Source organism: Pandoraea cepalis (assembly GCF_902459665.1).
GTDB lineage: Bacteria > Pseudomonadota > Gammaproteobacteria > Burkholderiales > Burkholderiaceae > Pandoraea > Pandoraea cepalis.
The window spans coordinates 126,135-138,441 of record NZ_CABPSL010000005.1 but is presented as its reverse complement, the minus strand read 5'-3'; the positions used below and the strand labels follow the sequence as shown (position 1 = coordinate 138,441).

Here is a 12,307-nt window from a genome sequence, read left to right as displayed (position 1 = left end):
GCGGCCGCCGTCGATTTCGGCAACGTCCTAGACCGTAACGCGGCGTCGTCCGATGGTCATCGCGAGAACGGTGTGCGAGCCTTGTCAACGACCCGTAGAATTGACGTTCAAGGACCTTTGACCATGTGGATCGATACCCATTGCCATCTCGATGCGGCCGAGTTCGACGCCGACCGTGCGACCGTGATCGCTGACGCCACTGCTGCCGGCGTGGTGGGGCTCGTGGTGCCCGCCGTCGAATGCGCAACGTTCGACGCGGCGCGGGCCGCGGCTCGCGCAATCCCCGGGGGCGCTTACGCGCTGGGGATTCATCCGCTCTACACGCCACGCGCGCGCGACGAGGACATCGCCACGCTGCGCCGTGCCGTCGTGCGGGCGATGGGCGATCCGCGCTTCGTCGGTATCGGCGAGATCGGTCTCGATTTCTTCGTGACGACGCTGGACCCCGAGCGTCAGCAATTCTTTTATGTCGAGCAGTTGAAGATCGCGCGCGACTTCGATTTGCCCGTCATCCTTCACGTGCGTCGCTCGCAGGATGCCTTGCTCAAGCAACTGCGCATCTTCACCCCGCGCGGCGGCATCGCGCACGCGTTCAACGGCAGCCGGCAGCAAGCAGACACGTTCGTCGAGCGTGGCTTCTGCCTGGGGTTTGGCGGGCAGATGACGTTCGAGCGCGCCCTGCAGATCCGGCGTCTCGCGTCGGATCTGCCGCTCGATGCGCTCGTGCTGGAGACCGACGCGCCCGATATTGCGCCGCAATGGCGCTACAAGCAGCGTAATAGCCCGGTCGAGTTGCCGCGCATTGCGCAAGTGCTGGCGGACCTGCGCGGGGTGACGACTGCAGCCCTGGCGCAGGCGACTTGCCGCAATGCCTGGCGCGTGCTGCCGCGTCTGGCTGGCGCCATGGCCATGGCGCCGGGCGACGGGCCGGTTACCGGCGTTTCTCTGATCGCCGACGTCTCCGATATCTCTGACGGCTTGGCGCGCTGACGCTGCGGCGTTGCGCGGTCGCGAATACATGACGTGGTGACGTCATGAGACTTGTGCTGCTTGCGTGGGTCGCCGGCGTCTGGTGGCTGCAGCAGGCGTCCGTGTTGCCTCAGGGGCGAGCGTTCGGTGCCGCGCTCGGCGTTGCCGCGGGCGTGTTTGCCCTGTGGGCGGTGTGGGCGATCCGGGGCGTCGTAGGGCGCGATCGCGGTGCTGCGCGCGCCAGCCTGACGACGCGGGACGGTGGCGCACGCTTCGCACGAAGCGGCGCGCACGCCTGCGAGCGCTGGCGTCACCGGAGCGTGGTGGCCGTACTGGCGCTTTGCGCGGGTGTTTTCGGTTATTCGTGGGCAGCGCTTCGGGCGGAGGCGCGATTGAACGATCGGCTGCCCGTCGAACTGGAGGGGCGCGACTTGATGGTCGTCGGTGTCGTGGCCGGACTGCCTGCGCCGACGGACGATGGGCAGCGGTTCGCGTTCGATGCGGAGCGCGCGTACGTCTTGGACGAACGATGTGAGATGCCGGTGTCCGCGACGGTGCGCTCAATGTCGGATATGCGCGGCGATCGAAGCGACGCCGATACCCGCGCAGCGCTGTGCCGGGAGGTGCGCGTGCCGAAGGCCATTGAGTTGGTGTGGCCGGGGCGCTCGCGGTTCGGCGGCAAATGGGGCCCGGGTGGGGCGGCGGCGGGAAGTCCGCACGCGGGTGAGCGGTGGCGATTGCCGGTGCGGCTCAAAGCGCCGAGAGGTTTTGCGAATTGGCATGGGGCCGATGCCGAGTTGACGGCGCTGGTGCGCGGCATTCGCGCGACGGGATACGTGCGGGCGTTGAGCGGCAGAGGCGAAGCAACAAGGACAAAGGGCCCGCTGCGTCTGCAAGCCGAGACTGTGCCCGGTTATCGATTCGTAGCCTGGCGAGAACAGCTGCGCGACAAACTTCGTGCCGGACTCGGGCCGTCGGCGCGATACGGCGGTGTCTTGATCGCGCTGGCGCTGGGGGAGCGGGGGGATATCGCGGTCGACGACTGGCAGGTTTTTGCGGATACCGGTGTAAGTCACTTGCTGGCGATTTCCGGATTGCATGTGTCGCTCGTGGCGGGTGTGCTCGCGACACTGGTTGGCACGCTCTGGCGGCGCGCTTGCACACGGCGCTTCAGTTTGCCGCTATGGTGGCCTGCGCCCAAGGCGGCGGCCGTCGCCGGTCTGCTGGCGGCGGTGGCGTACGGGGCGGTGGCGGGGTGGGGCGTTCCGGTGCGGCGCGCCGTCGGCATGGTGGCGATTCTGGTGTTCGCCTTGCTCAATGGCCGTATGGCGGCGCCGTCGTACGTGCTGGCGTGGGCGTTGGCCACCGTCGTCGCGCTCGATCCGTGGGCCGTCGTGACGCCTGGCCTGTGGCTCTCGTTTGGCGCGGTCGCGGCACTGGTCCTGGGCGCTGGGCGAACGCAGACACTGCGGGCGGCACGTCGACGCGGCATCCCGGAGGGGGCGCGGTCGCCGTCAACAGCGAGCACGATGGGGCACGCGTTGGCGGATGTGCGTCGACTAGGCGAAGCTCAGGACGTTCGGCGTCACGGCGGCGACCGTCAGGGCGATGAGCGTCGGGCGGGCGACTGTCGGGGTTGGGATGGGAGGCGTCAGGCAGGCAAACGTCGTGGCGCTGACCGTCAGGACGCTGACCCTCAGGAGGGAGCGATCCGCCGCTGGCCGGCGGCGGCCCTGGCCCGTCTGGGGCCTGCGGCGCGGGCACAATATGCGGTCACGATAGGACTGGTGCCATTGACGTTGGCATGGTTCGGGTCGGTGCCACTGCTTGGGCCGCTGGCCAATGCGATTGCCATACCGGTGATGACGTTGATCGTGACACCGCTGGCGTTGGCGAGCCTGATGCTGCCCGCGACGATGGCCCATTGGGCGTTGGCGGTAGCGCACGCGGTGGTCGTCTGGCTGGCCGATTGGCTTGGCATGCTGGCAGCGTGGCCCTGGGCGGTGTGGCGAGCGGCCGTTGCGCCGGCTTGGGCGCAGGCGGCCGCTGTCGGCGGCGTGCTGCTCTGTCTGATGCCTTGGCCGGCCGCGATGCGTCGGCTGAGGGTGTGGCGCGTTGGTGTGCGTATTGCCGGTTTCGCGTTGCTGGGGCCGGCGTTGCTCGCGTCGTCGCCGCGGCCGGGCACCGGAGAGTTTCGGGTCACCCTGCTCGATATCGGGCAGGGCAACGCGGTGCTCGTCGAGACCGCGTCGCGTACGCTGTTGTTCGACGCCGGGCCGCCGCTGGGGCGACACAGCGATGCCGGGCGCCGCGTGATCGTTCCCTATCTGCGCGCGCACGGCATCCGGGGGCTGGATCGGCTCGTGATCAGCCACGCGCATGACGATCATTTCGGCGGCGCACTGAGCGTGCTGCGGGCGTATCCGTCGGCGCAGGTACTGTCGTCGCTGCCGGCGACGCATGGCGTGCGAAGCGCCGCAGCGGCTCATCGCACTTGCCTGGCCGGGCAGCAATGGATGTGGGACGGCGTCACGTTTCGCTTCCTGCACCCTGATAAAGGGGCGTTGCGCGAGGGCTGGGCGGGGCGCGTGGGACCGAACAGCGTCAGTTGTGTGCTGCGCGTATCGAACGCCCAGCACAGTGCGCTGCTCGCGGCGGATGCCGAAGCGCCGCAGGAGCGGGCCATGCTGGCACGCTTCGGTGCCGGTTTGCGTTCGGACGTCCTATTGGCACCGCATCACGGCAGCCTGACGTCGTCGACGGCCGTGTTCATCGAGGCCGTATCGCCAGCCCATGTGGTGTTTCAGGCGGGCTACCGCAATCGCTTTGGACATCCCAGGCCCGAGGTCGTGGCCCGTTATCAGGCCGCCGGCGTGCGGATTTGGCAGAGCGTAACGCACGGGGGCGTCCGGTTTTCGTTCACGAAGGACGGGATCGAGGCGCAGTCTTACCGCGAGCAATATCGACGGTACTGGCACGCGGAAGTGCCGGATACGTCATGACATCGATGTCATGTGGCCGGCCGACAAGGGCATTCTGCCGCTTCGCCACGTGCTCACGGGGTGTGTCCGGGCGTCGCGATTCGACGGAAACCTCTACCGGTACTTAACGAGCGGTTCGCTAGAATGGCCCGATGCGCCGGATTGCGCTCCGCTCGTGCATGCACCGGCTGGGCCTGACCCACACAGTGATTCCCGTCGATCGGCACCGATTGCCGCAGGCTGCCGTCCCTGGTGTTCAGTGGCCGCCGGGCGGCCCATTTCAGCACATTTCGCCCAAGGCCGGCCCGCCACGACAACGAATGCCATGACAAGAGACATCCTTCATTTTTCGCACGGCAACGGCTTTCCCGCTGGCGTCTATCGCAAGCTACTGGGCGCGCTGGCCGACGAATACGACGTTCGCGCCATCGACCGCATCGGTCACGACCCGCACTATCCCGTCACGCCGGGCTGGCGCTATCTGCGCAACGAACTGGTCGACACCCTCATGCGCGAATACCGCGGTGAGCCGGTCTGGCTCGTCGGACATTCGCTCGGCGGCTTCCTGAGCTTGATGGCCGCGCTCAAGGCACCGCAGTGCGTGCGCGGGGTGGTCATGATCGATTCGCCCATCGTTACGCCCGGCTGGCGCACGCAGATGCTCCGCTTGGGCATGCTCACCGGACTGTACGAGCGAATGTCGCCTGCGGGCGTGACCAAGCGGCGTCGCGATCACTGGCCCGACTGGGAAACGGCCTGGCAGCATTTCGCGAGCAAGCCGGTGTTCGCCGGCTGGGATTCGGACGTGCTGCGTGACTACATCGACTGCGGCACGATGCCGACCGGCGAGGGCGAGGCACGGCGCTTGGCGTTTGCGCGCGACATCGAATATCGGATCTATCTGACGCTGCCGCCGCTGCTCGCCGTGCGTGCGATGCGTGGCGTGCCGGTGCCGGTCGGCTTTCTCGCGGGCACGGAGTCACGCGAGCTACGGCAAGCCGGGATCGGGGCGACGCGCCGTATCGTCGGCACCCATCTGCGTTACGTGCAGGGCACCCACCTATTTCCGATGGAGCGTCCGTTGGAGACGGCCGTCGCCGTGCGCGACATGCTCGCGGAACTGCGCGGCGAGCGCCGGCGTTCGCTGGCCGCCTGAGACACCCGGACGGGGCTTGCGTCGCGGGGTGTCCGATCCGGGCGCCTGCTTGCCGGGCGCGAGGGATACGCCGGTCGTGCGGAGCGGCGCGCAGGGCGCCTGTCAAGGTCAAAATTTGCCGCGCCGCACGTCGAGGGCGGGGCCGCTTTCGGGTATAATCCGGCTTTCCCGCGAGCAATTACTGCGATGACCAAATTTGTTTTTGTCACGGGCGGCGTGGTTTCCTCTCTTGGTAAGGGAATTGCTGCCGCATCTCTGGCCGCGATTCTCGAATCGCGTGGCCTCAAAGTCACCCTCCTCAAGCTTGATCCCTACATCAACGTCGACCCGGGCACGATGAGCCCGTTTCAGCACGGCGAGGTGTTTGTCACCGAGGACGGTGCGGAAACCGACCTCGATCTGGGCCATTATGAGCGCTTCATCAGCGCCAAGATGCGTCGTGCGAACAACTTCACGACGGGCCAGATCTACGAATCGGTGATCCGTAAGGAGCGCCGTGGCGAGTATCTCGGCAAGACCGTTCAGGTCATTCCGCACATCACCAACGAAATTCAGGCGTTCGTCGAGCGCGGTGCGCGTTCGACGTGGGACGGCCATCCCGACGTCGCCATCGTTGAAATCGGCGGCACGGTCGGCGATATCGAATCGCTGCCGTTCCTCGAAGCCGCGCGTCAGATGAACCTGCGCCTGGGCCGCAACAGCGTGGCCTTCGTGCACCTGACGCTCGTGCCGTACATTGCGACGGCTGGCGAACTGAAGACCAAGCCGACGCAACACAGTGTGCAGAAGCTGCGCGAGATCGGCATTTCGCCGGACGTGCTGCTGTGCCGTGCCGACCGTCAGATTCCGGAAGACGAGTGCGCCAAGATTTCGCTGTTCGCGAACATTCCGCAGGACGCCGTGATTTCGGTCTGGGACGTCGACACGATCTACAAGATCCCGCAGATGCTCCATGACCAGGGCATGGACAAGATCATCTGCGACGAACTGAAGATCGAAGCCAAGCCGGCCGACCTGTCCATGTGGACGCATCTGGTGCAAGCCGTCGAGAACCCGAAGCACGAGGTCACTGTCGGTATGGTCGGCAAGTACGTCGATTTGACCGAGTCGTACAAGTCGCTTATCGAAGCGCTGCGTCACGCCTCGATCCACACGGAAACGCGTGTGAACATCGAGTACATCGATTCCGAACAGATCGAGAAGGACGGCACGGACGCGCTCAAACATCTGGACGCCATTCTCGTGCCGGGCGGTTTCGGCCGACGCGGTACCGAAGGCAAGATCAAGGCGATTCGTTACGCGCGCGAGAACCGCGTGCCGTATCTCGGCATCTGCCTGGGTATGCAGCTCGCCGTGATCGAATTCGCGCGTGACGTGGCCAAGCTGTCCGACGCCAACAGCACGGAATTCGAGCCGTCGACGCCGCATCCGGTCGTCGCCCTCATCACCGAGTGGCAGGACCGCGACGGCAAGATCGAGCAGCGTACCGAAAATTCGGATCTGGGCGGCACCATGCGCCTGGGCTCGCAGCGCGTGCCCGTCAAGACGGAAACGCTTGCGTCGCGCATCTATGGCGATTCGGTCAATGAGCGTCATCGCCACCGTTACGAAGTCAACAATCATTATGTTCCGCAGCTCGAAGCCGCCGGTCTGGTGATCTCGGCGCGCACGCCGAGCGAGAACCTGCCGGAGATGATGGAGTTGCCGCAGCAGGTGCACCCGTGGTTTGTGGGCGTTCAGTTCCACCCCGAGTTCACCTCGACGCCGCGCGATGGCCATCCGCTGTTCAAGGCGTATGTCGAGGCGGCGCTGGTGGGTCAGCAGTCGCGCAAGAAGGCCGCCTGAGGCCCCGCCCGCCGCGAGCGAGACATAAGGAGTTCTCATGAAACTGTGCGGTTTCGAGGTTGGCCTGAACCAGCCGTTTTTCCTGATCGCGGGTACCTGCGTCGTCGAATCGGAGCAAATGACGATCGACGTCGCGGGACAGCTCAAGGAAATAACGAGCGCGCTGGGCATTCCGTTCATTTACAAGTCGTCGTTCGACAAGGCGAATCGCAGCTCCGGCAAGTCGTTTCGCGGCCCTGGGCGCGAGGCGGGCCTGAAGATCCTCGAGGAAGTGCGCCGCCAACTCGGCGTGCCGGTGCTCACCGACGTGCATACCGAAGAGGATGTGGCCGTGGCCGCGCCTATCGTCGATGTGCTGCAAACGCCGGCGTTCCTGTGCCGCCAGACCGATTTCATTCGTGCCTGCGCCCAGTCGGGCAAGCCGGTGAACATCAAGAAGGGGCAGTTTCTTGCCCCGCACGACATGATCAACGTCATCGACAAGGCCCGCGACGCCGCGCGCGAGGCCGGCCTGCCCGATGACGTGTTCATGGCTTGCGAGCGTGGCGTTTCGTTTGGCTACAACAATCTGGTCTCGGACATGCGCTCGTTGGCGATCATGCGCGAGACCCGTGCGCCGGTTGTGTTTGACGCGACGCACTCGGTGCAGTTGCCCGGCGGCCAGGGCACCAGCTCGGGCGGTCAGCGCGAGTTCGTGCCGGTCCTCTCGCGTGCCGCCGTGGCCGTGGGCGTGTCGGGCCTGTTCATGGAGACGCACCCGGATCCGGCCTGTGCGCTTTCGGACGGCCCCAACGCCGTGCCGCTCGGGCGCATGCGCGAACTGCTCACCACGCTCAAGACGATCGATGCGGCGGTGAAGCAGGGCGAGTTTCTGGAAAATAATTTCAATTGAAATGATTCACGCCGTCCTGGGGCCACTATCAGCACGCCCACAGGACGGGTATAGCGCTCGGATGCCTTGGCAGCGTGGCGTCGAGTCGTTAAGCTTGTCGCGCAGCGGTCGTCGGAAGTCGCCGCGAGGGCAAGCCCACAAGGAGATGCCCGCGTGCGGTACGCCGAGCGCACCGTCGACATCGATGTCATCCCGCAGGCCGCCGTACCTTATTTCGAGGTGCCGTTGTTTCCCCGTCCATGCAGTACCCCGTCGTTGCGCGCTTGAGCGCCGCACCGGCGTCCACGTCAGGGTTCGGCGCGAGCGCCCGACGTGAACAGGGCAGGTGACGGGCCGCGGCGCGAAGCAGGTTCCCTTTAGCGTTTTTGTCATACAGATACCGAGGAATACATGAGTGCAATCGTAGATATCATCGGGCGCGAAGTGCTGGACTCGCGCGGCAACCCGACGGTCGAGTGCGACGTGCTGCTGGAGTCGGGCGTGATGGGCCGTGCGGCAGTGCCGTCGGGCGCATCGACCGGTTCGCGCGAAGCGATCGAATTGCGTGATGGCGACAAGGGTCGCTATCTCGGCAAGGGGGTGCAGAAGGCCGTCGAGCACATCAATACCGAGATTTCGGAAGCGATCATGGGCCTGGATGCGGCGGAACAAGCCTTCCTGGACAAGACGCTGATCGAACTCGACGGCACGGACAACAAGTCGCGCCTCGGTGCAAACGCCATGCTGGCCGTGTCGATGGCCGTGGCCAAGGCCGCGGCGGAAGAAGCCGGCCTGCCGCTGTACCGCTACTTCGGCGGTTCGGGCGCCATGCAAATGCCGGTGCCGATGATGAACATCGTCAACGGCGGCGCGCACGCCAACAACAGCCTGGACATCCAGGAATTCATGGTGATGCCCGTGGGCCAGTCGAGCTTCCGCGAAGCCCTGCGTTGCGGCGCCGAAATCTTCCACGCGCTGAAGAAACTCATCGCCGAGAAGGGGATGAGCACGGCCGTGGGCGACGAAGGCGGCTTCGCACCGAACTTCGCGTCGAACGAAGAGTGCCTGACGACCATTCAGCAGGCGGTTGAGAACGCCGGCTACCGCATGGGCGACGACGTGCTCCTGGCGCTGGACTGCGCCTCGACCGAATTCTTCAAGAACGGCAAGTACGAGCTGGCCGGCGAAGGCCTGTCGCTGACCTCGGAAGCGTTCGCCGACTACCTCGCCAACCTGTGCGACAAGTTCCCGATCGTGTCGATCGAAGACGGTATGTCGGAAGACGACTGGGCCGGCTGGAAGGTCCTGACCGAAAAGCTCGGCCACAAGGTGCAACTGGTCGGTGACGATCTGTTCGTGACCAACACCAAGATCCTGAAGCAAGGCATCGAGCAGGGCGTCGCCAACTCGATCCTCATCAAGATCAATCAGATCGGTACGCTCACCGAAACGTTCGCCGCCATCGAAATGGCCAAGCGCGCCGGCTACACGGCCGTCGTGTCGCACCGTTCGGGCGAAACCGAAGACTCGACGATTGCCGATATCGCCGTTGGCACGAACGCGGGCCAGATCAAGACCGGCTCGCTCTCGCGCAGCGATCGTATCGCCAAGTACAACCAGCTTCTGCGCATCGAAGAGGATCTCGGCGATATCGCCTCGTATCCGGGCAAGGAAGCGTTTTACAATCTGCGCTAATTCCGTTTCCCGGGAGGTTGCGCCCCGACGGCTGTCGAGGCGCGCTTCTCGGCATTCTTGCCAGGCGAAAGCATGCGAATGGTGACCTTGCTGCTGGTGCTGCTGCTGGCGGTGATCCAGTATCCGCTCTGGTTCGGCCACGGTGGTTGGCTTTACGTGCACGAACTGCGCGACGAGTTGAGCGCCGAACAGCAGAAGAACGAGCAGTTGAAAGAACGTAACGATCGTCTTGCCGGCGAAGTGCAGGATCTGCAGGACGGTACGTCGGCGATCGAGGAGCGCGCGCGTTTCGAGCTGGGTATGGTCAAGGACGGCGAAGTGTTCGTTCAGTTCGTGGCGCCGGACGGCTCGGGCGGTCCGCAGGCCGCTTCCGCCGCGGGTGCTCCACTGGTCTCGTCGACCGAGCCGGCACACAAGTCGGTCGCGGCGGCGCCGCCGGCACCGCCGACTTCGTCCCCAGCAAAGCGCGGGGCGCAGGCGGCGCACAAGGCTCAGCATCACTGATGCGTCGCCGGTACGGCGCGCAGACAGTACGACAAAATGGCGTTCCCATGGGAACGCCATTTTTTATGTCATCTCGCGGTGCCGCCCACTAGAAGCCGATGCCCACACCCACCGATGCGCGTGGGCCATAGCCGCCATATCCGCCCGGTCCGTACCATCCCGGTCCGTACCATCCCGGGCCATACCACGCAGGACCGCCCCAACCACCGTAGAAATACGCGTTGTTGGCGTTGCTGCGCAGCGCAGCCTCGATGGCACGCTGTGCGCGTTCGTGCTCAATGGTCGCTTCCTGCTCGTCGTAGATGCGCTTGTTCAAGCGTGTCAGGTCCTGCTGCTGGGCATTGGTCATTGCCGGGATGTCTTGCGTCTGCGGCAGACGTGCCGCAGGCGCGTCAGGCGGTGGCAGTTGCGCACAGCCTGCGGCGAGCATCAGGAGCAGCGCGCCGAGGACACCGAGGGCGCCGACGACAAGCCGAGGGGGGCGTTCACGCGTGGAGCGTGTAGCGCTGGCGTTGAACGCGAGTCGCGGCATGAGCGATGCGCCGAGCGCGCTAGCGGGGTGGCGAGCCGAACGACCGCACGCCACATCCTGCATGCGGTGTCTGGTGAGGTCGGTCCGGCGCACGCCCGCGATCTCCGCGTCGCTCAATGTTGCGCGGACGGCGCGGCGTGCAGTTGCTCCGTAAAGAGCTGCGCCGCATCCACCTTGTCGAAACGATAGGTCTGGCGGCAGAACTCACACGCCACTTCAAGATCGGGACGCTCGTCGAATACGCTCATGACTTCTGCTTCGCCGAGCGTGCGCAGCATGTTGGTGACCCGCTCGTGCGAGCACGTGCAGCGAAACGCCGTGACCGCCGGCTCGAACACGCGCACCGTTTCTTCCCAAAACAAGCGCTGCAGCAGCGTTTCCCGATCGACGCTCAGCATTTCGTCTCGCTTGAGCGTATTGCCGAGCTGGCAGACGCGATTCCACATGTCCTCGTCCTGCTCCGGCGCACGCTCGGCACCGGTGCCGGCCGTGCCGCCATGGCCGGGCAGTTTCTGCAGCAGCATGCCCACCGCGTGGCGGTCGTCCGACGCGAGCCACAGGCGTGTGTCGAGCTGCTCCGAGTGATGCATGTAGTGTTCGAGCACCGACGCCAGATCGGGCAGGGGGCCGTGTTCATCCGACAGCGGCACCACGCCCTGGTAAGGCTGTTGGCCCGGTTGCTTCACGCGCGGGTCGAGCGTAATGGCGAAGCGTGCGCGGCCGTCGACGTTCACGAGCGCTTTGAGGGTCGCGTCGTCGGGGATCTCGCCGCTGTACTTTGCCGTGGCGCGCATCGTCAGGTCGGCGTTGCATTCGACGACGATCATGGCGACCGGTCCATCGCCGTGCAGTTGCAGGATCAGGGCGCCGTCGAATTTGACGTTGGCCGTGAGCAGCGCGGCCGCGGCCATCATTTCACCGAGCAGATGACGTACCGGCGCCGGGTAGTCGTGACGCTCGAGCACGGCGCGCCACGTCGCGTCGAGGCTGACGTATTCGCCGCGTACCGGGGCGGCGTCGAACATGAATTTCTGAAGTTGATCGGACACGGTTGAATTCCTGAAAAATGCGGCAACGGCGGTTGTCGTGGCGGGCCGCGTTGCGCGGTAACGACCGCGCAGATACGCGCCGGATGCTGCACGAACGCCGGTGGTTGGCGCGTCAATACTGCGTAATCTGGGGGCGCGTACCGCATTTTCAACACGCCGGCGGGGCGATCAGCCGATGCGCACCAACTGTTCCTTGAAGACCTGACGGCGTGCCGCATAGCCCTCGGCGTTGCGCTTGAGGTTCGCGACTTCCTCGTCGGTCAGTTCGCGCACGACCTTGGCGGGCACACCCAGAATCAGGGAGCGGTCAGGGAACGTCTTGCGCTCGGTGACCAGCGCGCCCGCACCGACCAGACAGTCGCGGCCGATGACCGCGCCATTGAGTAGCACCGCCTGAATGCCGATGAGCGAGTTTTCGCCCACGGTGCAGCCGTGCAGCATCGCCTGATGGCCGATACTCACGCCGCTGGCCAGCGTGAGCGGGTACCCCGGATCGGCGTGCAGAACGGCACCTTCCTGCACGTTGGTCCCCACGCCGACCTTGATCGGCTCGTTGTCGCCGCGAATCGCGACCCCCGGCCACACGCTGCTGTTCTCGGCGAGGATCACATCTCCGATGATGCTGGCGGTGTCGGCCACGAAAGCACTCTCGTGGATCTGGGGGGTCTTGTCTCCAAGTTTGTAGATCGGCATGGCGGCTTCGGT

At 65.4% G+C, this 12,307-nt stretch carries 10 protein-coding genes; 7 read left to right on the top strand and 3 right to left on the bottom strand.

The genetic code is table 11. The annotated features are described in order from the left end of the window. The first annotated feature begins 123 nt into the window (after positions 1-123). The 7 genes from PCE31106_RS09110 to ftsB all read left to right on the top strand — a co-directional run bounded on the left by PCE31106_RS09110 (position 124) and on the right by ftsB (position 10,021). Positions 124-990: a TatD family hydrolase gene (locus tag PCE31106_RS09110; RefSeq protein WP_150563062.1), complete on the top strand. Its 867-nt coding sequence runs from the start codon at positions 124-126 to the stop codon at positions 988-990. A gap of 44 nt (positions 991-1,034) precedes the next feature. Next, positions 1,035-3,971, top strand: coding sequence for a DNA internalization-related competence protein ComEC/Rec2 (locus PCE31106_RS09105; RefSeq protein WP_150563061.1), 2,937 nt, complete (start codon positions 1,035-1,037; stop codon positions 3,969-3,971). A gap of 304 nt (positions 3,972-4,275) precedes the next feature. Then, positions 4,276-5,106 carry an alpha/beta fold hydrolase gene (locus PCE31106_RS09100; RefSeq protein WP_150563060.1) on the top strand — a complete coding sequence of 277 codons (831 nt, stop codon included), beginning with the start codon at positions 4,276-4,278 and terminating at the stop codon, positions 5,104-5,106. A 186-nt stretch (positions 5,107-5,292) separates the two neighbouring features. Further along, entirely contained in the window at positions 5,293-6,951 is a 1,659-nt protein-coding gene (gene pyrG, locus PCE31106_RS09095) for a CTP synthase (RefSeq protein WP_017233780.1), read from the top strand. Between the two features lie 37 nt (positions 6,952-6,988). Continuing rightward, complete coding sequence (kdsA, locus tag PCE31106_RS09090; RefSeq protein ID WP_017233779.1) at positions 6,989-7,843, top strand: 3-deoxy-8-phosphooctulonate synthase; 855 nt, start codon at positions 6,989-6,991, stop codon at positions 7,841-7,843. A gap of 390 nt (positions 7,844-8,233) precedes the next feature. After that, positions 8,234-9,517, top strand: coding sequence for a phosphopyruvate hydratase (gene eno / locus PCE31106_RS09085; RefSeq protein WP_017233777.1), 1,284 nt, complete (start codon positions 8,234-8,236; stop codon positions 9,515-9,517). Positions 9,518-9,589: 72 nt separating this feature from the next. Further along, a complete protein-coding gene (gene ftsB, locus PCE31106_RS24475) occupies positions 9,590-10,021 on the top strand; it encodes a cell division protein FtsB (protein ID WP_039830300.1) in 432 nt (143 codons plus the stop codon). Between the two features lie 88 nt (positions 10,022-10,109). Here ftsB and PCE31106_RS09075 read toward each other — a convergent pair whose 3' ends face one another. From PCE31106_RS09075 to PCE31106_RS09065, 3 genes are all read right to left on the bottom strand, one after another. Continuing rightward, positions 10,110-10,646, bottom strand: coding sequence for a hypothetical protein (locus tag PCE31106_RS09075; protein ID WP_150563059.1), 537 nt, complete (start codon positions 10,644-10,646; stop codon positions 10,110-10,112). A gap of 20 nt (positions 10,647-10,666) precedes the next feature. Continuing rightward, on the bottom strand, positions 10,667-11,602 hold the full coding sequence (gene hslO / locus PCE31106_RS09070; RefSeq protein ID WP_017233774.1) for an Hsp33 family molecular chaperone HslO: 936 nt from the start codon (positions 11,600-11,602) through the stop codon (positions 10,667-10,669). A 168-nt stretch (positions 11,603-11,770) separates the two neighbouring features. Continuing rightward, complete coding sequence (locus PCE31106_RS09065; protein WP_130025569.1) at positions 11,771-12,295, bottom strand: gamma carbonic anhydrase family protein; 525 nt, start codon at positions 12,293-12,295, stop codon at positions 11,771-11,773. Positions 12,296-12,307: the final 12 nt, after the last annotated feature.

Coding starts and splice junctions, on each gene's coding strand:
- eno (WP_017233777.1), top strand. CDS start 8,234: ATGAGTGCAATCGTAGATATCATCGGGCGCGAAGTGCTGGACTCGCGC.
- ftsB (WP_039830300.1), top strand. CDS start 9,590: ATGCGAATGGTGACCTTGCTGCTGGTGCTGCTGCTGGCGGTGATCCAG.
- PCE31106_RS09065 (WP_130025569.1), bottom strand. CDS start 12,295: ATGCCGATCTACAAACTTGGAGACAAGACCCCCCAGATCCACGAGAGT.
- PCE31106_RS09105 (WP_150563061.1), top strand. CDS start 1,035: ATGAGACTTGTGCTGCTTGCGTGGGTCGCCGGCGTCTGGTGGCTGCAG.
- pyrG (WP_017233780.1), top strand. CDS start 5,293: ATGACCAAATTTGTTTTTGTCACGGGCGGCGTGGTTTCCTCTCTTGGT.
- PCE31106_RS09110 (WP_150563062.1), top strand. CDS start 124: ATGTGGATCGATACCCATTGCCATCTCGATGCGGCCGAGTTCGACGCC.
- kdsA (WP_017233779.1), top strand. CDS start 6,989: ATGAAACTGTGCGGTTTCGAGGTTGGCCTGAACCAGCCGTTTTTCCTG.
- PCE31106_RS09100 (WP_150563060.1), top strand. CDS start 4,276: ATGACAAGAGACATCCTTCATTTTTCGCACGGCAACGGCTTTCCCGCT.